Origin of the sequence: Staphylococcus sp. FSL W8-0305, assembly GCF_037966415.1 — a bacterium.
GTDB classification, from domain to species: domain Bacteria; phylum Bacillota; class Bacilli; order Staphylococcales; family Staphylococcaceae; genus Staphylococcus; species Staphylococcus aureus.
The window spans coordinates 2,208,480-2,230,644 of record NZ_CP150198.1 but is presented as its reverse complement, the minus strand read 5'-3'; the positions used below and the strand labels follow the sequence as shown (position 1 = coordinate 2,230,644).

At 34.3% G+C, this 22,165-nt stretch carries 18 protein-coding genes and 1 pseudogene; 5 read left to right on the top strand and 14 right to left on the bottom strand.

Going from position 1 to position 22,165, the window contains the following annotated elements; translation table 11 throughout:
* Positions 1-20: 20 nt before the first annotated feature.
* The 6 genes from NST10_RS10770 to NST10_RS10745 form a co-directional block, all read right to left on the bottom strand.
* The gene (locus NST10_RS10770) at positions 21-431 is read right to left on the bottom strand and encodes a thioesterase family protein (RefSeq protein WP_000206033.1); all 411 of its coding nucleotides are present in this window, start codon (positions 429-431) and stop codon (positions 21-23) included.
* Between the two features lie 379 nt (positions 432-810).
* Positions 811-2,877, bottom strand: coding sequence for a glucose-specific PTS transporter subunit IIBC (gene ptsG, locus NST10_RS10765; RefSeq protein WP_000473682.1), 2,067 nt, complete (start codon positions 2,875-2,877; stop codon positions 811-813).
* Positions 2,878-3,176: 299 nt separating this feature from the next.
* Positions 3,177-4,916 (bottom strand): pyruvate oxidase, encoded by a 1,740-nt coding sequence (locus NST10_RS10760; RefSeq protein WP_001062662.1) that lies wholly within the window; start codon positions 4,914-4,916, stop codon positions 3,177-3,179.
* Positions 4,917-4,955: 39 nt separating this feature from the next.
* Positions 4,956-5,645, bottom strand: a complete 690-nt coding sequence (locus NST10_RS10755; protein ID WP_001001018.1) for an LrgB family protein — start codon at positions 5,643-5,645, stop codon at positions 4,956-4,958.
* Positions 5,638-6,033, bottom strand: coding sequence for a holin-like murein hydrolase modulator CidA (cidA, locus tag NST10_RS10750; protein WP_000549735.1), 396 nt, complete (start codon positions 6,031-6,033; stop codon positions 5,638-5,640). The genes NST10_RS10755 and cidA overlap by 8 nt, the downstream gene beginning before the upstream one ends.
* Positions 6,034-6,245: 212 nt before the next feature.
* Positions 6,246-7,124 (bottom strand): LysR family transcriptional regulator, encoded by an 879-nt coding sequence (locus NST10_RS10745; protein ID WP_000351761.1) that lies wholly within the window; start codon positions 7,122-7,124, stop codon positions 6,246-6,248.
* A 166-nt stretch (positions 7,125-7,290) separates the two neighbouring features.
* Here NST10_RS10745 and NST10_RS10740 point away from each other — a divergent pair, with 166 nt between their 5' ends.
* Positions 7,291-7,509, top strand: coding sequence for a sterile alpha motif-like domain-containing protein (locus NST10_RS10740; RefSeq protein WP_000011687.1), 219 nt, complete (start codon positions 7,291-7,293; stop codon positions 7,507-7,509).
* A gap of 387 nt (positions 7,510-7,896) precedes the next feature.
* On the top strand, positions 7,897-8,328 hold the full coding sequence (locus NST10_RS10735) for a CHAP domain-containing protein (protein ID WP_339209804.1): 432 nt from the start codon (positions 7,897-7,899) through the stop codon (positions 8,326-8,328).
* Between the two features lie 139 nt (positions 8,329-8,467).
* Here NST10_RS10735 and NST10_RS10730 read toward each other — a convergent pair whose 3' ends face one another.
* On the bottom strand, positions 8,468-9,748 hold the full coding sequence (locus tag NST10_RS10730; RefSeq protein ID WP_001191011.1) for a hydroxymethylglutaryl-CoA reductase, degradative: 1,281 nt from the start codon (positions 9,746-9,748) through the stop codon (positions 8,468-8,470).
* A 254-nt stretch (positions 9,749-10,002) separates the two neighbouring features.
* Between NST10_RS10730 and NST10_RS10725 the strand changes: the two genes are divergently transcribed.
* Positions 10,003-11,169 carry a hydroxymethylglutaryl-CoA synthase gene (locus tag NST10_RS10725; RefSeq protein ID WP_000172190.1) on the top strand — a complete coding sequence of 389 codons (1,167 nt, stop codon included), beginning with the start codon at positions 10,003-10,005 and terminating at the stop codon, positions 11,167-11,169.
* Between the two features lie 170 nt (positions 11,170-11,339).
* Here the strand turns inward: NST10_RS10725 and NST10_RS10720 are convergent, their stop codons facing one another.
* A complete protein-coding gene (locus NST10_RS10720) occupies positions 11,340-11,861 on the bottom strand; it encodes a methylated-DNA--[protein]-cysteine S-methyltransferase (RefSeq protein ID WP_000262597.1) in 522 nt (173 codons plus the stop codon).
* Positions 11,862-12,223: 362 nt separating this feature from the next.
* On the opposite strand from NST10_RS10720, the pseudogene clpL reads away from it, so the two are divergent.
* Positions 12,224-14,329, top strand: a pseudogene (gene clpL / locus NST10_RS10715) (ATP-dependent Clp protease ATP-binding subunit ClpL).
* 69 nt (positions 14,330-14,398) lie between these two features.
* Here clpL and NST10_RS10710 read toward each other — a convergent pair.
* The 4 genes from NST10_RS10710 to farE all read right to left on the bottom strand — a co-directional run bounded on the left by NST10_RS10710 (position 14,399) and on the right by farE (position 19,519).
* Entirely contained in the window at positions 14,399-14,569 is a 171-nt protein-coding gene (locus tag NST10_RS10710) for a FeoB-associated Cys-rich membrane protein (protein ID WP_000111116.1), read from the bottom strand.
* Between the two features lie 12 nt (positions 14,570-14,581).
* Entirely contained in the window at positions 14,582-16,576 is a 1,995-nt protein-coding gene (feoB, locus tag NST10_RS10705; RefSeq protein ID WP_339209803.1) for a ferrous iron transport protein B, read from the bottom strand.
* 11 nt (positions 16,577-16,587) lie between these two features.
* Positions 16,588-16,815 carry a ferrous iron transport protein A gene (locus NST10_RS10700; protein WP_000932073.1) on the bottom strand — a complete coding sequence of 76 codons (228 nt, stop codon included), beginning with the start codon at positions 16,813-16,815 and terminating at the stop codon, positions 16,588-16,590.
* A 214-nt stretch (positions 16,816-17,029) separates the two neighbouring features.
* Entirely contained in the window at positions 17,030-19,519 is a 2,490-nt protein-coding gene (gene farE, locus NST10_RS10695) for a fatty acid efflux MMPL transporter FarE (RefSeq protein ID WP_339209802.1), read from the bottom strand.
* 144 nt (positions 19,520-19,663) lie between these two features.
* Here farE and farR point away from each other — a divergent pair, with 144 nt between their 5' ends.
* The gene (gene farR / locus NST10_RS10690; RefSeq protein ID WP_000665237.1) at positions 19,664-20,212 is read left to right on the top strand and encodes a fatty acid efflux pump transcriptional regulator FarR; all 549 of its coding nucleotides are present in this window, start codon (positions 19,664-19,666) and stop codon (positions 20,210-20,212) included.
* 76 nt (positions 20,213-20,288) lie between these two features.
* On the opposite strand, the gene NST10_RS10685 is transcribed toward farR, so the two are convergent.
* Both NST10_RS10685 and pruA read right to left on the bottom strand, forming a co-directional pair.
* Complete coding sequence (locus NST10_RS10685) at positions 20,289-20,456, bottom strand: hypothetical protein (protein WP_001791283.1); 168 nt, start codon at positions 20,454-20,456, stop codon at positions 20,289-20,291.
* A 111-nt stretch (positions 20,457-20,567) separates the two neighbouring features.
* The gene (gene pruA / locus NST10_RS10680; protein WP_000259692.1) at positions 20,568-22,112 is read right to left on the bottom strand and encodes an L-glutamate gamma-semialdehyde dehydrogenase; all 1,545 of its coding nucleotides are present in this window, start codon (positions 22,110-22,112) and stop codon (positions 20,568-20,570) included.
* Between the last annotated feature and the right edge of the window lie 53 nt (positions 22,113-22,165).

The following is a 22,165-nucleotide window of genomic DNA, read 5'->3' as shown; positions in this document are numbered from 1 at the left end:
TATATTTTAAAATGAAGTCATTATTTTGTTGCTAAAATGTCTTGAAATACTTGTGGCACAGAGGTAATCTTCTTATCGCTCAATCTGTAAAAACCGCCTGTCTGTGTACCAATACAATGCACGCCATGTGCGGACACAATTTCAAACTGAAACACCCATTTCATCTTGCTTGCTTTAACTAAGTAAATACGGCCTACTGGTTTGTCATGTATTGTGACAGGTACTTTATATTCTGCTTCCGTTTTCATAAGTATAGGTGAAATGCCTTGATTGATCATTGTTGAGTAATTCATGTGCTGATTAATAAACGCTGTTCTCAAATCTTCGAACCATCTAATATAAACGATATTACTAACGACACCCATCGCATCAATGTCGTAACCATTCACTTCGATTTCTTTCTCTGCAACTAATAGACCTTCTGTTGTCATAATGACAAATCTCCTTATCTTACAAATAGATTTAAAATCATGTTAATTTATTTTTATTACTTTCATGATAAAAATACAAGCAATTGAACTTTATTACGGAAAATCAAACTTTTCAATGACGCTATTAATTTGGCTAGTCGCGAAGATGCATTTTTCTAAAATGTGACAAAAACATAAGCAATGTTTTCTATACCTAACACTAATATTTAACTTATTCTCATCAACACACCTGCTATACATCATTGCGCACTAAAAAGACAGTAGCTTCATTTTAAGCTACTGCCTTTTGTAACGTATTCTCTTTCAACTCGCTACTTCGCATACGCACTATGAATGACTAAAAGTTCATTCATTTGATATGCTATTTCATTTTCAATCATTATTTGACTGTCATAATTAGCTTACCTGGATCAGCATCTTGGACATCTTCAATGACAAGTTCTTTATTTTCAAGATTTGTAATAATCATTGGTGTAACGATGCTTGGTGCGTGCGCTTTCAAGTATGCTAAATTCACTTTCATTAATGGTTGACCTTGTGTTACTTTTTCATCAACGTTAATCAGACTTTCGAATCCTTCACCATTCAGTTTCACTGTATCGATACCAATATGAATAAGTACTTCGACACCACTTTCAGATTCTAATCCTATCGCATGTTTCGTAGGGAAGATTGTTTTCACTGTACCATCAAACGGTGCTACAATTTCACCTTTTTCAGGGATAAAGCCAACACCATCACCCATCATTTTACCAGCGAATACTTGATCAGGTACTTCTGATAATGGAATGATTTGACCGACACCTGGTGCATAGATGTCTGTTGTTCCAAGTGCTTCTACGTGAACTGGTTCATCTGACATTTCTTCAGTCACTGTCGTTTCACTTGGCTTTGTAATTTCACCACTCATAATCTTCGCCATATCATGTTTAATTTGATCTGATTTTGGACCAAAGATAGCTTGCATATTGTTTCCAACTTCTAATACACCTGATGCGCCTAAAGCTTTAATACCTGCTACATCTACTTTTGATTTATCAACCACTTCTACGCGCAGACGTGTAATACATGCATCTAAATGTTTAATGTTTTCTTTTCCACCCATTGCATCTAAGACATCAAATGGTAATTTTGCGACACTAGAGTTACGAATTTCAGTTTCTTCATCTTCACGACCTGGTGTTTTCAATTTAAACTTACGAATTGCAAAGTCGAATAAGAAGTAATACACGATAGCATATACAATACCGACTGGAATAACTAATAATGCGTGTGAACGATCCCAGTTTAATAAACCATATAAAATATAATCTATGAAACCACCTGAGAATGTCATACCAATTTTAACGCCTAATAAATGCATTACTAAGAATGATGTACCAGCTAATAATACGTGAATTCCATAAAGTACTGGTGCTACAAATAAGAATGAAAATTCTAATGGCTCAGTGATACCAGTTAAAAATGCAGTTAATCCTGCTGATAACATTAAACCACCCACGATTTTTTTACGTTCTGGTCGTGCATTTTTATAAATAGCAAATGCCGCCGCTGGTAAACCAAACATCATGAATGGATATTTACCAGTAGTAAATGCACCAGCAGTAAATGGTACGCCATCTTTCAATTGTGCCATCCAAATACGTTGGTCACCACGAACTAATTCACCTGCGTGATTTGTATAACTTCCGAATTCAAACCAGAACGGTGAATAGAAAATATGATGTAAACCAAATGGAATTAATGAGCGTTCAATAATACCGAATATAAAAGTTGTTAATGTTAAATTTTTATTTAATAAGAAATTCGATAAACTATTTAATCCATCTTGAATTGGTGGCCACGCAAAACTTAAAACCACACCTGTTGCAATTGCTACGACCGATGTCACAATCGGTACAAATCGTTTACCTGCAAAGAATCCTAAAAATGGTGGTAGTGTAATATTATAAAATTTGTTGTAACACCATGCGGCTAAAGCACCCATGATAATACCACCAAACACACCCGTTTGTAATGTTGGAATACCTAATACTAAGGCATGTGCTGGTTCTTTCGCTGCTTGACTTAATTCTTTTGCCCCTTTGGCATATGAGAAAATGTCATCAATTGTAATATGCAACACTTTCCCCATTGTTGCATTCATAATTAAGTAACCTACTAGCGCTGCTAATGCTGCAACACCGTCTCCTCCTGCTAATCCAAGTGCTGTACCAACTGCAAATAATAATGGCAAGTTATCAAATACAACTTGTCCTGCTGCTTCCATGACCGACGAAATCATTACAATGATATCGTTTTTTAACCATGGTGCAATTTCTACTAATTGTTCGTTGTGCATTGCGTTACCAAACGCTAATAAAATACCAGCTGCTGGTAAAATCGCAACAGGTAACATTAATGCTTTACCGATACGTTGCAATTGTCCAAACAATTTCTTAAACATATAAACATCCCCTATCTCAATTTCCGCTTCCATGTACAAAAAAGCAGGCATGAACAAACAAGACTATTCTCATAGTACGGTTGTTTGCTCATGCCTGCATTACCAGTAACACGCAAGTGATATGTAATTCATAGCTATTATACATATTTGTAAAAGCGTTTTCAACAACTTTTTCACAATTTTATCATCAATTCAGTACAATCATTTGTGATAAATAAACAAAACGGCAATTCCCATTTTGTTGAAATAGAAATTACCGTTTTTATAGTTCAATTCAATTGTGATAACCTTTCAATCAGTTATAAGAAACGTTTTGCTGCAACTGAAATAGGTGGAATTTGATCTAAATCTAAATGTTTATCTTCAGTAATAGATCTAAATGCCCATTTACCATAACCAAGCGCTTCTTCATTTACAATTTTACCTGGTAATGGCGCAGCATTAGGATCAACATAAACATCTACAATTGTTGGTACATCTTGTGCTAGTGCCTCTTCTACAATAGCATCTACTTCGCTAGCACTTTTAATTGTATAACCTTTACCACCTGCTGCTTCAGCAAATTTGGCATGATCCATATCAGAGAAATCAACCGCATATTCTAATTCACCAGCAGCTTGTTGTTCATATTTAATAAACGCTAATTGCTTATTATTTAGAACAAACACTGTTAAAGGTAGATCATATTGTACAGCTGTTGCAAAGTCCTGCATCACCATTTGGAATGCACCGTCACCAGCAATTGCGATGGCTTGTCTATTTGGATATGCAATTTTTGATGCCATCGCACCTGGAAGACCGCAACCCATTGTACCTAACCAACTTGAAATGATGAACTTGTTATTTACACCAAGGTTTAAGTATCGAGTTGACCAAACTGTTGCTGTACCTACATCTGCTGAAATCACTGCATCATCTTTAATAAATTTATTGATTGATGCCATTAATCGTTCTGGACGTAATGGTTTACTATTATTATTTTTATCTTGTTCCATCCATTTATCCCAAACCGCTTTACGTTCTAACGTTTTGTTTAAGAATGGTCTTTCAGCAACATGTTTAATATTTTCAGTTAACTGATGCAACGCAATTTTACTATCTCCAACAATTCCTACATTAATATTGAAACGATGTCCGATATTTTTAGGATTTGTGTCAATTTGAATGGCTTTAATATTTTTCTTAGGTAAGTAATCCACATATGGATAGTTTGTACCAACCATAATTAATAAATCCGCTTCCTGCATTGTTTGATAAGATGTTTTAGTACCGATTTTACCTAAGTTACCGATACTATATGGATGATCATCCGGCAAGATTGTTTTAGCTGGTAATGAATGAATGACAGGAATTTTAGCCATTTCAATAAATTCACGTAGCTCATCTTTCGCATGTTTCGCACCAACACCGATTAACATGACAGGCTTTTTACTTTTATTAATTAATTTAACCGCTTTTTTGATGTCTTTATATTTTGGTGATACTACTGTTGGTCTTGATGTATCTACTGGTTTATTCGTTGTATCTTTAATTTTTTCAGTTAATAAGTCATTAGGACAAATAACAACAGCTACACCTTTTTGTTCATATGCCGTACGAATTGCTTCGTTAACGATTTCAAACACATTGTCACCTTTTTCAATTTGGTGATTATAAACGGCTACATCTTCACATAATTTTTGTAAATTTGTTTCTTGGAATGCTTTCGTTCCAAGTGCTGTACTATTCGTTTGTCCAGATAATATTAATTGCGGTACATTATCCATTTTGGCATCGTACATACCATTTAATAAATGAATTAAACCAGGGCCACCGATACTTAATGCCACACCGATTTTACCAGTTAATTTTGTATAACCAGCAGCTGCTAAACTTGCTACTTCTTCATGACGTACATGATAAAATTTAAATTGATCTCTCACTGTACGTAAACTATCGACCACTGCGTCGATTGAATCACCTGGAATACCATATAAGTGATCTATATCCCATGCTTGTAATGCTTTAACTAATGCTTCATTTGCTTTTATTTTTGCCATTATTACTAATAGCCTCCCTTTCTTAGTGTCTTTTTCTAATTAATAGAACAGTATGATTAGAACAGGTATTAACACCGAACTAATAACTGCAGTTAAAATCATCCCAATTGAACTAAATGCACCAGATTCAATATCCATCTCCAGTGCTTTAGCTGTGCCAAATGCATGTGACGCATTCCCATACGTTAAACCTTTGGCGATAGAAGATTCAAATCTTCCAAATCGTAATAACATCGAACCTAAAATACTACCGATTAAACCCGTTGTGATAATAAAAAGTACGGTCATCGTATCTGTGCCACCAAGTTCATGTGACACTTCTATACCAACAGCGGCTGTTATAGATCGGGGCAATAATGTTACAATGACGTCTTTAGAATAGCCAAATGCTTTAAGTGTTAAGAACACTAACATGAAATTTAGCATGACGCCAGTTAATACACTTGCAAAAATGATAGAGACATTATCTTTAATTTTCTCTCTATTTTTATAAAGTGGGTACGCTAAACATACGACCGTTGCGTTTAAAATATGGTTGATCCAACTGCCACCTTTCATATACCCGTTATAACTAATTCCAAAGATAAGTAAGACAAAAATAATTCCTAAAGATGCAATTAATGCTGGATTCAAAAATGGATTTGGATATTTTTGTTGTAATCTTTTAGCGAAATAATATAAAACGACAGTCAATAAAATCATTAACAAGGCTTGCACGTAATCATTCATAAGCATCTATACCTTTACGTTGCTTATGTTTAACAGACATTTTTTCAGCAATATAACCTGAAGATAATGCAACGATACATGTTCCTATGATAATGACTGCGAAAAAGAGTATATAATTTAGCGTAATTTCGGAAGCAACATCCATAATACCTACAACTGACGGTATGAAGAAAAAGACCATCGTCTTTAATAAAAAGTTTGCACCGTCTTCTACCCAAGTTAGCGGTACAATCTTAAATTGTAATAGTAAATAAAATAAAAATAGACCAACAATACTGCCGGCTAAGGGAAGATGAAAAATCTTTTGAATTTCTGTGCCAATATAAGTAATCACAATGATGATTCCTAGTTGTAGTAATAATTTGATTATTAATTGGACTTTGTGCATGGCGCCATCCCTTTCTAAATATGTCTAAATTGTTACAATAACTATTATAAAGATGGCGTACACAATATAAAAATACTCTTTTTTTATGGTTTGTATTACTATTTTCTATGGAAACGCTCTCTAAATTTCACTTCATTTTCACAAAAAAACACTCATTATTTCAATGATCCAAGTAATGAGGAATCACAAATAATGAGTGCTTTATTAATATGTTAGCCTAAACGATCTTTCAAAAATTCTATCCATTTCGTTGTGGCATGACTTAATTGTTTATCCTTCTTCCAAACAACACCTAATTCCCAATGTACATGCGCATCTTCAATGCGTAGTAGCTTCACATCTCCATTTAGTTGCTCTGAAATTGATGTTGGTAAAATACTAATACCTAATTCATTCGTAACTAAATCTTCTATAACATGCCATTGTGAAATTTGCGCTACAGTATTCGGAACAAAGCCAACGTTTTTAGCATTTTCAATAATTTTATCATTCAAGTAAAAGTCTTTATTAAATAAAATGAAGTCTTCACCTGCTAAATCTTCGAGTTTAACAGTTTCATATTTTGCGAGTCGATGCTCTCTGCTCACGATAAGTCGCAAATCTTCCTTATCTAGGGTAGTATAATCGAAAATATGATGATCCACTGGCAAAGTGGTCACGCCTATATCTACTTCATCATTGATAATTTGCTGCTCAATCGTTTTTCCGCCATTTTCTATTAAATTATATGTAACATTTGGATATTGTTGATGGAATGCACCAAGAATATTTATAAGAATCTTCATATTCATGACTGCCGACATGCCCATGTTTATATGCCCTGTTTCCAGTCCATTCAAGCGTTCCATTTCAGATGGTAAATAATCGTATAGTGCAACAATTTCTTTACTTTTCTCATAAAAAATTTGACCTGCATCGGTAAGTATTAAATGTCTTTTACTTCTATCAAATAAGGGCGTACCCATTTCATTTTCAATATCTTTAATTGCTTTACTAATTGTAGGTTGTGCAATATATAATGATTTGGAAGCATTAGTCATGCCTCCTTGCTTTACGACTTCAATAAAATATTTCATATGTTTGATATCCACTAACATCATCCTAACTATTTCAACACGTTTATTTCATTATACACAACTTCTTAAACATTCAATAAATTTAGATTTATAAAATTGCTTTATAAAAAGTTTTATGTAAAATACACATTCTTTTATGGTATTATATTAATGGCTCAAGTTTGTTATTCGAGGTGAGGTATTGAGCTTTTACGAATTTATGCAAAGTTTTCTTGGTGATGACACACCATTAGGTGAATTGGTTGATTGGATTAATCAAGATAGCAATTTCCCTAGAGAAGTGAAGAGCCATAGTGAAATATTGTCATATTTTCGAACAAATCCATGTCCTGAAAGCATCTCAGTACCTGTAATTAAACGGGCACTATCAGTTTTCAACCAATTCACAAATGTACAATGATACATGAATACATGGAGTCACATCATCTCATGTTAGCGCTCTGATTGCAGGGCGCTGTTTTTAATGTTATCGCTTCATTTATATGTTGTGATTGCTATTTTCTTTCAGTTATAGAACCACGTACCTTTTCTTTTAAATCATTTTATATTTTCCCACTAATATCCGCTGTTAATCAATCCTGACATCCTTGTATCACTATGACACTTAATTGTTAGATACATAAATTTCTACATTTTATGAAAAAATCCATTTTTATTACAATTTAACACTTTATATGACAGCTTCATTACAGTTACTTTTATTGTTGATTGCTTGCATTGTTTTCTAAAAAAATTTTGCTATCATAAATAACGTTGAATAAAGAAAAAATTAACTTGGGAGATAAAAATGAAATATAAAAAGATACTTTTTCGTTTACTAATTGCTTTTGCAGTCCTTTTCTCAGCAGATTTCACTTATCAATCCGTCGAACAAACGCATCAATCGCATGCCGCAGTTAATTATTATAGTAAAAACCAATGTACATGGCGGGCATTTAAACGTCGCGCACAAGTCGGTAAACCTGTTTCTAATAGATGGGGCAATGCCAAAAATTGGTATTACAATGCACGTAAATCAAAATATGCGACTGGTCGTACACCAAGAAAATTTGCTGTCATGCAATCAACTGCAGGATATTATGGACATGTCGCAGTTGTTGAACAAGTATATAAAAACGGTAGTATTAAAGTTTCAGAATACAACTTTTATCGCCCATTAAAATACAATACACGTGTACTAAGCAAAAAGGCAGCACGTAACTTTAACTATATTTACTAATCAAAAAACTTCTATCACGAACGCTTCAAATTCCTGTATGCGTGTGATAGAAGTTTTTTATTTTTTGTTCATATTAATTTATTTAAGCGCTACGATGGACTGACTTAAACTTTTCTTTAAAATCGCTATTCGCATTTGATTATTGTTGGCTTCTTAAATCTTGTAAAATGCGTTCAGCAACTTGTGTATTCGCACGAGGTTCTTGCTTCAATGCTTCAGCTACTTGCGCAATTTCATCACCTTTTGCACCTACAACAATAGCTAAAGATTTATATTGCAAGCTCATATGGCCTTGCTGGATACCTTCAGAAACGAGCGCGCGACATGCTGCAAAGTTTTGTGCTAAACCAACGGCAGCAACTACATGACCTAATTCTTGCGCTGACTCTACATTTAGTAGCTCTAATGATGCTTTAGCTATTGGTAATACTTTTGTACCACCGCCAACGATTGCCAATGTCATAGGCACCTCTATGGTACCAATTAAACGTTGACGTTCTTGATCGTATCTCCATGTTGCAATACCACGATATTGACCATCTTTACTCGCGTATGCATGCGCACTTGCTTCTGCACCACGCGTATCATTTCCTGTTGCTAAAACAACGGCATGTATGCCATTCATAACACCTTTATTATGTGTTGCAGCACGATGAATATCAACTTGTGCCAATACAGAAGCACGTTCCATTCGTTTGGCAACCTCTTCTCCAGTTCTCTCGCCCCTTGCTAAATCTTTAACATCAATTTCGCCTTGAACTTTAACAACGGACGCTGTTGCATGATTGGATAAAATACTCATTAAAATGTCGCTTTGCGGAAATTCATTTTTTAAAAATGCAGTTATAGCCTCTAAAATCGTATTAAGCATATTAGCGCCCATAGCATCTTTCGTATCAACAAATACTTTTAAAGATAGTAACTGTTGCTCAGGAAATGTATCAATAGCTATACGTTGGTAACCACCACCACGCGCTTTAATAGAAGGATATGCCTCATCCGCAATTTGATGAATTTGCTTCTCTAAAGCTTTAATGTCTGCTGATAATTTTTCAGTATCGTCAACGCCATCAAAGACGATTTGACCTATCATAATACGTTCAGAAGATACCGTTTTAAATCCACCAGTCTGATTCACTAGCTTTGCACCATAACTAGCTGCAGCGACAACTGAAGGCTCTTCCACCATCATAGGTACAACATATGCTTTATCGTCCACAATGATATTCGGTAATAATCCAACGGGTAATGCACCTTGCGCGATGACATTTTCAATTAAACTATTTGCTACTTCCTCATCAATTAATGGATGATTCAATAAAATGTTGAATTGCTCTTCTGATAACCATTGCTTATCTACCAATTGTTGTAACTTTTGTTGACGAGATAAATGTCGGAAATTCTTATCTAAACTTTGCATGGACATACTCCTTTTACTTCACATAATTTTTTAACATTTCAATCACTACTATTTTTACCATAAAATAACGTTATTCGTCTTAAAATTCAATTGAATAATTGTCGTTTTGACTTTAAAATAAAGCAAGGTAAATTAAAACGCTTACAAGAAACGTCAAATCATTTTTAAATTTAGTGTATTTCTTTGTATAAGATTAGCATATTCTGATATGATACAAGTGTTGCTTTTATAAATTTGAAAGGATGTAAAACCTTATGACATTAGGTATCGACAAAATAAACTTTTACGTTCCAAAGTACTATGTAGACATGGCTAAATTAGCAGAAGCACGCCAAGTAGACCCAAACAAATTTTTAATTGGAATAGGTCAAACTGAAATGGCTGTTAGTCCTGTAAATCAAGACATCGTTTCAATGGGCGCTAACGCTGCTAAGGACATTATAACAGACGAAGATAAAAAGAAAATTGGTATGGTAATTGTGGCAACTGAATCAGCAGTTGATGCTGCTAAAGCAGCCGCTGTTCAAATTCACAACTTATTAGGTATTCAACCTTTTGCACGTTGCTTTGAAATGAAAGAAGCTTGTTATGCTGCAACACCAGCAATTCAATTAGCTAAAGATTATTTAGCAACTAGACCGAATGAAAAAGTATTAGTTATTGCTACAGATACAGCACGTTATGGATTGAATTCAGGCGGCGAGCCAACACAAGGTGCTGGCGCAGTTGCGATGGTTATTTCACATAATCCAAGCATTTTGGCATTAAATGAAGATGCTGTTGCTTACACTGAAGACGTTTATGATTTCTGGCGTCCAACTGGACATAAATATCCATTAGTTGATGGTGCATTATCTAAAGATGCTTATATCCGCTCATTCCAACAAAGCTGGAATGAATACGCAAAACGTCAAGGTAAGTCACTAGCTGACTTCGCATCACTATGCTTCCATGTTCCATTTACAAAAATGGGTAAAAAGGCATTAGAGTCAATCATTGATAACGCTGATGAAACAACTCAAGAGCGTTTACGTTCAGGATATGAAGATGCTGTAGATTATAACCGTTATGTCGGTAATATTTATACTGGATCATTATATTTAAGCCTAATATCATTACTTGAAAATCGTGATTTACAAGCTGGTGAAACAATTGGTTTATTCAGTTATGGCTCAGGTTCAGTTGGTGAATTTTATAGTGCGACATTAGTTGAAGGCTACAAAGATCATTTAGATCAGGCTGCGCACAAAGCATTATTAAATAACCGTACTGAAGTATCTGTTGATGCATATGAAACATTCTTCAAACGTTTTGATGACGTAGACTTTGACGAACAACAAGATGCTGTTCATGAAGATCGTCATATTTTCTACTTATCAAATATTGAAAATAACGTTCGCGAATATCACAGACCAGAGTAATCTGTGTATTTGAAAGACATTTAAATATAACCTAAAAACAGCAGTAAGACAGCTTCTCATTGAAATCGTCTTACTGCTGTTTTTTATTTATAATGCTTCGTCTTGAATGAATTCATAATGCCTATTTGACACATTATTAAAGTTTTCCTATTGCCTGAATCCTTTATACGTTACGGCTTCGTGCTATGTTTTGGTACATAAAGCTTTGACATATCGATATTCTCCAACTCTAACAGCTTAATTTTATTATTAATCGTTCCACCGAATCCTGTTAAGCTACCCGTTTTACCGACAACGCGATGACATGGCACGATAATAGATAATGGATTACTTCCGACTGCACCTCCAACCGCTTGGGCTGACATTTTTGGCTTATCAAGCAGCTTGCCTACTTTTTTGGCAATAGCACCATACGTTGTTAACGTCCCATAAGGAATCTGTCTTAATTCATTCCAAACACACTGTTGAAAATGACTACCTGTTGGCTTTAAAGGTATTGTGATTTCAGGATTGTCACCTTTAAAATACGCGTCTAACCACTGTGTCGCCTCTTTAAATATCGCTAAAGACGTATTTTCTTCCCTAGTACCATCATCTTGTTGATTTTCAAACAAAACAGCGGTCAGACTTACCCCATCACTCACAAGTTCCAATCGTCCTACAGGAGAATCATAGTAACTCTTATATACCATAAACACACACTCCTTTTTCATCATCATACTATTCATTTAACTTTATGAAAATGATTAACACTTTATGCTTTATCAAGATCAACTATTCACTTCCAAATCAAAATTCACATAGACTACCAACACAATATACCATTTCTTAATTAACTATGTATCAACACATACGTTTCTTAACCATTGATTAATATTTACTTTTAAATTCTTACTTACTTCAAAAATTACACAAAAAGTTCATAAAGTGCCTACAATGCGCCGTTTTTAAAACTACAATGGTGGAAAAATAGAATTGCCATTGTTTATAGTTTGCATATAGTTTCAATATATTTTCTTTTACTTAATAGTTTAAAATTTTAGAGGTGATGTTTATGAATAACAATTTTTTCAATAGTGACTTCGATTCTATTTTACGAAGAATGATGCAAGACATGCAAAACTCAAATCAGACTAGTAACAAGAAATACTATATTAATGGTAAAGAAGTTTCACCGGAAGAATTAGCACAATTTACGCAACAAGGTGGTAATCATTCTGCCGAACAAAGTGCGCAAGCTTTTCAACAAGCAGCACTAAGACAACAAGGTCAACAAAGTGGCAATGGCAATTATTTAGAACAAATTGGTCGTAACTTAACGCAAGAGGCTCGTGACGGATTATTAGATCCAGTCATCGGTCGTGATAAAGAAATCCAAGAAACTGCAGAAGTCTTAAGTAGACGCACTAAAAACAATCCTATCCTAGTCGGAGAAGCTGGAGTTGGTAAAACTGCGATTGTCGAAGGTTTAGCGCAAGCAATCGTTGAAGGGAACGTACCTGCAGCAATCAAAGATAAAGAAATTATATCTATAGATATTTCATCGCTTGAAGCTGGAACGCAATATCGTGGCGCCTTTGAAGAAAACATCCAAAAGTTAGTTGAAGGCGTTAAGTCATCACAAAATGCTGTGCTCTTCTTTGACGAAATTCACCAAATCATCGGTTCCGGTGCCACAGGAAGTGATTCAGGTAGCAAAGGGTTATCTGATATTTTAAAACCAGCATTAAGTCGTGGTGAAATTTCAATTATAGGTGCAACGACTCAAGATGAATATCGCAATAATATCATGAAAGACGCTGCATTAACACGTCGTTTTAACGAGGTACTGGTTAACGAACCAAGCGCAAAAGATACGGTTGAAATTTTAAAAGGAATTCGCGAAAAATTTGAAACACACCATCAAGTCAAATTACCTGATGACGTATTAAAGGCATGTGTAGACTTATCCATTCAATATATTCCACAACGCCTATTACCTGACAAAGCAATCGATGTATTAGATATTACAGCTGCACATTTATCTGCACAAAGTCCTGCTATTGATAAAGTCACGACTGAAAAACGTATTTCTGAATTGGAACATGATAAGCGTAAAGCTGTAAGTGCTGAAGAATATAAAAAAGCAGATGACATTCAAAAAGAAATTAAATCTCTACAAGATAAATTAGAAAACAGTAATGGTGAACATACTGCAGTAGCAACGGTGCATGATATTTCTGATACCATTCAACGATTAACTGGTATTCCTGTATCTCAAATGGATGCCAATGACATTGAACGTTGAAAAAATATTTCTAGTCGTTTAAGAAGTAAAATCATCGGTCAAGATAAAGCTGTAGAAATGGTTTCTCGTGCCATTCGTCGTAATCGAGCTGGTTTTGATGATGGTAATCGTCCAATTGGTAGCTTCCTATTTGTCGGTCCTACTGGTGTGGGTAAAACAGAGCTTGCCAAACAGTTAGCCATTGATTTATTTGGTAATAAAGAGGCACTGATTCGACTTGATATGAGTGAATATAGTGATACTACTGCTGTTTCTAAAATGATTGGTACAACTGCTGGTTATGTCGGTTATGACGATAATTCAAATACATTAACTGAAAAAGTACGACGCAATCCATATTCAGTCATTCTATTTGATGAAATTGAAAAGGCTAATCCACAAATATTAACATTATTACTTCAAGTGATGGATGATGGTAATTTGACTGATGGTCAAGGTAATGTCATCAACTTTAAAAATACAATTATTATTTGTACATCAAATGCTGGCTTTGGCAATGGCAATGACACTGAAGAAAAAGATATTATGCATGAAATGAAAAAATTCTTCCGCCCTGAATTCCTTAACCGCTTCAACGGCATCGTTGAATTCTTACATTTAGATAAAGATGCATTACAAGATATCGTCAACTTGTTATTAGACGATGTACAAGTTACATTAGATAAAAAAGGTATTACGATGGACGTTTCACAAGATGCGAAAGATTGGTTAATTGAAGAAGGTTATGATGAAGAATTAGGCGCACGCCCATTAAGACGTATTGTTGAACAACAAGTGCGTGACAAAATAACAGATTATTATTTAGATCATACAGACGTTAAACATGTGGATATAGATGTTGAGGATAACGAATTAGTCGTAAAAGGTAAATAACGACAATTTAACATATAGCGTATCAAAAAATGAGCATCAGGACGCCCTCGCCTGTGCTCATTTTTTAAATTATTTCCCAGGAAAATGATTCGCTGTGTGTTGTTCTGTTCCACAACAATCACGATCAATGTCACATGTACCACATTTTCCTTGTTTCGAACGTTTGAAAAATTTCACTAGTGTATACAAGGCATATCCGAAAATTGCTAAAAAAATTAAAATGTTAATAATGACTGACACTTTAACCACTCCTTAAACAAATAAATGTCCGACTTGATAAAAAATGAATGTTAAGACATATGCAGTGACTAGAGGATAGGCAACTGCAAGTGCCGTCCATTTCCATGAATAAGTCTCTTTACGGATTGCTGCCACTGTAGAAACACAAGGAATATACAATAGTATAAATATCATAAATGCATACGCAGATAGCGGTGTGAATTGATTTTGAATCACATTAACAAGGCCTGCATCACCTGATGAATAGATAATCGCCATCGAACTTACGATAACTTCTTTTGCTAAAAATCCTGGCACTAACGTAGCACCTGCTTGCCATGTTCCAAATCCGAGCGGTTGCACTAACATACCAAAGAAGCTACCAACCATATGCAAAAAACTTTGATTGATATTCACATTGATACCATGTGGTCCTACATAACTTAATAGCCAAATGACTACTGAGCCGCCAAAAATAAATGTACCTGCTTTACGAACAAAGCCCTTAGCCTTTTCCCAAGTACTACGCCACAACGTTTTAATGGAAGGGACACGGTATGTTGGCAACTCCACAATAAAGATTGCATTATCATTTTTTAAAACTGTCTTAGTAAGTACTGTACTGACTAAAAATGCCATAATAATACCTAAAACATACAAGCTTAATACTACTAAAGATTGATTTTCTTTGAAAAAGATACCTACGAACAATGCATACACTGGCAGTCTAGCAGAGCATGACATGAATGGTGCAATTAATATCGTTGTTAAACGCTCTTTTTCATTTTCAATACTGCGCGCAGCCATAATACTCGGTACGTTACAACCAAATCCGATAATCATCGGTATAAAAGACTTCCCGCTTAAACCGAACGATTCCATAATACGATCCATTAAAACCGCAATACGTGCCATATAACCTGAATCTTCTAATAAAGATATAAAGAAAAAGAGCACAACAATTTGTGGTACAAAGACTAATACTGATCCTACACCAGCAATAATGCCATCTGTAATTAAATCTTGTAAAAATGGTATAACGCCAAGATAATTCATAATCGTCTTCACACTATCCGTAAATGTACCACCTATAAATGCATCGAGTTGATCCGACAAAGGTGTGCTAATCCATGTAAATGTAGTTTGAAAGATCAACCACATAATCGCTAGAAAAATAGGCATCCCTATATATTTATGTGTTAATATCTTGTCTATTCTAGAGCTGAAATATTGCTTATCTTCATCTGGATACGTTACCACGTCTTGCAATAACGTCTCAATATAATGATTGCGTATACGTTCCATCTCTCGACGAACAGATACAGCCTCTACTTGTTCAGCAACTTGATCACGTAAACTCGACAATTTATTTACAACCTCTGAATTAAGTTCATTTGCAATTTGCATGTTATTTAGTAAGAATTGAATCGCAATAAATCTAGCTTGATATTTATCATGAGATGTCTCTGTCATTATTATTTGACACATATTTTTAATTGTCTCTTCAATCTTCTCACCATAATTGATTTTAAAATGCGGTTGATACCCTTCCCCTAGATGCTTTATTTCGCCAAGTAAATGTTTAGTTCCTTTGCCTGTACGTGCCACAACTGGAAAAATAGGTGTTTTTAACTTTTTCATCAATTTATGATAATCGATTTTTATCCCGCGCTTTGTAGCTACATCAATCATATTTAATCCGATGTATATTGGTTGATTAAGTTCTAACAATTGTACTGTTAATTGCATATTTCTTTTTAGTTGACTCGCATCAACAATGTTAATGATTCCTGAAAAAGAATCGTTTAATAAATAGTCTGTCACTACAGTTTCATCTTTAGAAATCGGCGATAAATCATATGTACCTGGTAAATCAATTAATTGTCCTACATTTTCTTTAAGCTTCCCTACTTTTTTCTCTACCGTTACGCCACTCCAGTTGCCTATATATTCATACGAACCAGTTAAAGCGTTAAACAAAGATGTTTTACCAACATTAGGATTTCCTAAAATACAATAATTTTCCATTCGTCCGGCTCCTATTCTTCTAATGCAATAGAACAAGCATCGCAATGTCTAATACTTAACTGTTGTCCGTTTACTTCAATAATACATGGCCCTTTAAATAAACATTTTTGTTTAATCGTTATGATAGCGTCATCTGTTAACCCAAAGGCACTTAGACGATACAACATATTCTCATTAGCAATATCCATTCGCTTTATTTTATAAGCCTTATTCATTTCACCATTTTTAATGTTTAACATACTATTTCGCTCTCCTATTAGAAATAATAATCATTATCACTTAAAAATCATAACCCTTAAAATTGTAGCTCGCAATACTTTATTTAAATAATTTTCATTTTTCATGTAAAATTTGTGACATTGCAAAAATGTTTTGTATAATCGCTTCCATGCAAAAACCCCCACTTCAAATGTCATTGATAGACATTTAAAGCGGAGGCATGTACATGTTATTTTATGATTTATTTCTTAAGTTTTTTTCTAACAATTGATTGAGCTTTTCAATATTTTTATTCAACTGTTCTATATTCGTGGCTTGTTGTTTTGAATTTAGTTGATGCTTGTTTTGATAATCCATTAAAGCATCATATAAGAACAATGAACTTGCTGATTGCTGTTTCACTTCTTGGTACAATGCCATCGTTTTATCATCTAGTACTATTGAACGTGCATCATCTTGTCCATGTACATCTTGATGTTTCGATACATTTGTTGCACCTTGTGGATATACTTTAAAGGTTGTGTCGTATGTTTCCTTACTATCTTTAGCTTCAGATTCCTGTGATTCAACCGTTTTATATTTTTCAAGTGCATGTCCTTCAATATCAACTCGTGGAATAATACGATTCAACCATGCTGGTAAATACCACGAACCTTTTCCAAACAATTTAGTTAATGCAGGAATTAACATCATTCTGACTACGAAGGCATCAAAGAGTACACCAAACGCTAATGCCATACCCATTGATTTAATCATGACATCTTCTTGGAATACAAACGCAAAGAAGACACTAAACATGATTAATGCAGCTGCTACAATAACAGGACCACTTTCTTTCAATCCTACTTTGATAGAATAATCATTATCCCCTGTTTTACTATATTCTTCATGAATTCGCGACATAAGGAAGACTTCGTAATCCATTGCTAAGCCGAATAGTATACCAATTGTAATAACCGGCAAGAAGGCTAGCATTGGTCCTGTCGTTTCTATACCGAATAATCCTTTCATAAAGCCATCTTGCATCACAAAGGTTGTAAAACCTAGTGTTGCCATTAATGACAAGACAAATCCTAAAACTGCTTTTAACGGTATTAAGATTGAACGGAAGACAATCATTAATAAGAAAAATGCCAATACAACAATTACTGTTGCAAATAAAGGTATCGCCTCATTTAACTTTTTAGACATATCAATATTAATGACACTTTGTCCTGAAATTTCCGTTTTAAATCCATATTTATCTTGCGCATCTTTATTATAATCTCGTAAATCATGCACTAAGTCATTTGTACTTTCTGCATTAGGCCCTTGCTTAGGTATCACGACCATCAAAGCGTAATCATTATCTTTACTCATTTGTGGCGGCGTAACAATATCCACATTTTTCTTATCTTTAATATCTTTATACATAGATTGTAAATCTTGTTGTAATCCTTGTGGATCATCTTTTTTATCTTTAACGTTAATCAGCATCGGTATTTGGCCATTAAATCCTTCGCCAAACTTATCTGAAATAATATCGTATGCCTTTTTCTGAGTAGAATCTGCTGGCTTTACGCCATCATCCGGAATGCCAAGACGCATATGACTAACTGGAATAGCCGCTGCAACTAATATAATTAAACCTAATAATACTGCTGCAAGTGCATTACCAGTAATAAATTTAGACCACGGCGTATCAATATCTTTTTTAAAATTAGACTGCAATTTGTTCACTTTAATGTGTTTATGGAAAATACTAATTAACGCAGGTAATAAAGTCAGTGCACTGAATACAGCAAATATAACACTAATTGCCGAAGCAAACCCCATCACTGCTAAGAAATCTATACCAACTAGCGATAAACCGCATACGGCAATCACAACTGTCACACCAGCGAAGATGACTGCGCTACCTGCTGTTCCCACTGCAAGACCAATGCCTTTAATGTAATCTGTTTCAGTTTTCATAACTTGTCGATATCTGAATAAAATAAATAATGCATAATCGATACCAACTGCTAGTCCAATCATTACGGCTAATGTCAGTGTGACATTTGGTATATCGAATGCATAAGTTAACAAACTGATAATACCTACACCAGAAGCTAAACCAATTAATGCACTTATAATTGGTAATCCTGCAGCAATAACTGAACCGAATGTGATTAACAGTACAACAAATGCAACAATAATACCAACTAGTTCAGAATTACCGCCTACTTCTGTAGATGTCATTCCTGTACCAGTTAACTCTGTTTGTACATTATGATTGTCACGTAAGTCTTTCAAATGACTTTTAACATTATCTCTAGAGCCATCTTTTAAAGATGTTTGACTAACGTCATATGTGATATCTGCAAATGCAGTTGTTTTATCTTTATTAATTTGCTTATTTTCATAAGGATCTGATATTTTATCAATGTGCTTGTCATCTTTTTTAATATCATCTAACGTTTTCTTAATATCTTTAGTAATACTCGGTTGCACAATACCATCATCTTTAGTCGTCTTAAAGACAACACGTATTTGTGCCTTTTCACTATCTTGATTAAAATGTTTTTCAATCTTTTTATTCGTATCTAACGACTCTAGTCCTGTCATTTTAATATCATTGTCAAATTTCGGTGCATTTGTAGCAAGTGGTATCAATATTGCAGCTACAATCACTATCCATGCAATGACCGCGGACCATTTATATTTTGCGATGAATGTCCCCATCTTATATAAAAATTTTGCCAAAGTATATTGCCTCCTTTTAAAATCAACGTTATAGTTTAACTATACAGTGTAGATTATTGTTTGATTATAGTATCTATCACCGACCTCTTAAAGAATCAATTGGAAAATTTTGTATATTAAACTACACACAAAGGAGAAATGTAGATGAAAGAGACTGATTTACGAGTTATAAAGACAAAAAAAGCATTGTCGAGTAGCTTGCTACAATTGTTAGAACAGCAATTATTCCAAACGATTACTGTCAATCAAATTTGCGACAACGCACTCGTACACCGCACAACATTTTATAAACACTTTTATGATAAATATGATCTTCTAGAGTATTTGTTCAATCAATTGACTAAAGACTACTTTGCTAGAGATATCAGTGACCGTCTTAATCATCCATTCCAAACGATGAGTGATACGATTAATAATAAAGAGGATTTGAGAGAAATCGCAGAATTCCAAGAAGAAGACGCTGAATTTAATAAAGTATTAAAAAATGTCTGCATTAAAATTATGCATAACGATATCAAAAATAATAGAGACCGTATCGATATTGACAGCGACATCCCAGATAATCTCATATTTTATATTTATGACTCGTTGATTGAAGGTTTTATACATTGGATAAAAGATGAAAAAATTGACTGGCCTGGCGAAGATATTGATAACATTTTCCATAAGGTCATTAATATTAAGATTAAATAGTAAATTAGAGGCTCATAAGCGTTACCAACATTCATAATAAAAACGATAGTGTACACGTTAATGAATTCGTGTACTACTATCGTTTTTTATTTTTATCGTGCTTATCGCTATTAAAATAACTGATATACAACACATAAACTATGAAGAAAAACATAAATCCGCTATCTAAATGACTTTGACTCAGTTGTTTAAATGACCAAATTGCTAATACAATTCCCATTATTATTGAAATAACGTATCTCACATTCTTATACCTAGAATCCTTTTCTAAAAATATGGTTGCTATTACTTAATTTTTAAAGTTATAAATAAAAAGAGCCAACCGCAATGGATGGCCCTTGTTCATTATGAAGCATTAGAACATTTCTGAAACAACCTTTTGTTCTAAGAAGTGTAATAAGTAGTCTGGGCTACCTGTTTTAGCGTCCGTACCTGACATTTTGAAACCACCAAATGGATGGTATCCAACAACTGCTGAAGTACAGCCTCTGTTAAGGTATAAATTACCTACATCAAATTCGTTTACCGCTTTAATCCAATGCTCGCGATTATTTGTAATCACTGCACCAGTTAAACCGTAATCTGTATCATTTGCAACCTCAATTGCTTCATCAAAATCGTTAACTTTCACAAAGCCAACAACTGGACCAAAAATTTCTTCTTGCATGATTCTATCTTTAGATTTAAGTCCTGAAATGATTGTTGGTTCTACAAAGTAACCTTTTGAATCATCAGTGCCGCCACCTTGTTCTAATTTACCTTCTTCTTTACCAATTTCAATATAATTTTTAATCTTATCAAATTGTTTTTTATTAATAACTGGGCCCATATACGTATTGTCTACAGTATTACCCAACGTTAATTCTTTTGTTAGTTTAATTGATTTTTCTAATACTTCGTCATAAACGTCTTTATGCACAATTGCACGTGAACATGCTGAACATTTTTGACCAGAGAAACCAAACGCTGACGTTACAATAGCTTCTGCTGCCATATCTGTATCAATATTTTCATCAACTACAATGGCATCTTTACCGCCCATTTCAGCGATAACACGTTTCAAGAAGTTTTGACCTTCTTGAACAACGGCACTACGTTCATAAATTCTAGTACCTGTCGCACGTGATCCTGTAAATGTAACAAAATGCGTATCTTTATGATCAACTAAGTAATCACCAATTTCTTTCGGATCACCAGGAACAAAGTTAACTACGCCTTTTGGTAATCCTGCTTCTTCTAAAATTTCCATTAATTTATAAGCGATATAAGGTGTATCCTCAGCAGGTTTCAATAACACTGTATTACCTGCCACAACTGGTGCTAAAGTTGTACCAGCCATAATCGCAAACGGGAAGTTCCACGGTGGAATTGTAACACCTGTACCAATTGATTTATAGAAATATTTATTGTGTTCACCTTCACGATCAAGTACTGGCTTGCCTTGAGCCAAGTCCATCATTGAACGTGCATAGTATTCAATAAAATCAATACCTTCAGCTGCATCACCAACTGCTTCATCCCATGGCTTACCTGCTTCATAAACCATAATTGCTGCAATTTCCGCTTTTCGACGACGAATAATTGCCGAAACACGTAACATAAGCTCTGCACGATCATTTGCTGACCATGTTTTCCAAGATTTATAAGCTTCGTTCGCTGCTTTAAATGCATCTTCAACATCTTGTTTTGTTGCCTTTGATGCATTTGCAATCACTTGTGATGTGTCTGCAGGATTGATTGATTTAATTTTGTCATCTTTGAAAATCTTCTCTCCATTAATCACTAATGGTATGTCTTGACCTAATTCTTTTTCCACGTCTTTCAATGCTTTCTTAAACATATCCACATTTTCTTGGACTGAAAAATCGTAACCAGGTTCATTTTTAAATTCTACTACCATGTACACTTACCCCCTATAAATTTTGAAAGTGGTTTAACCCTTTGATTTAATGA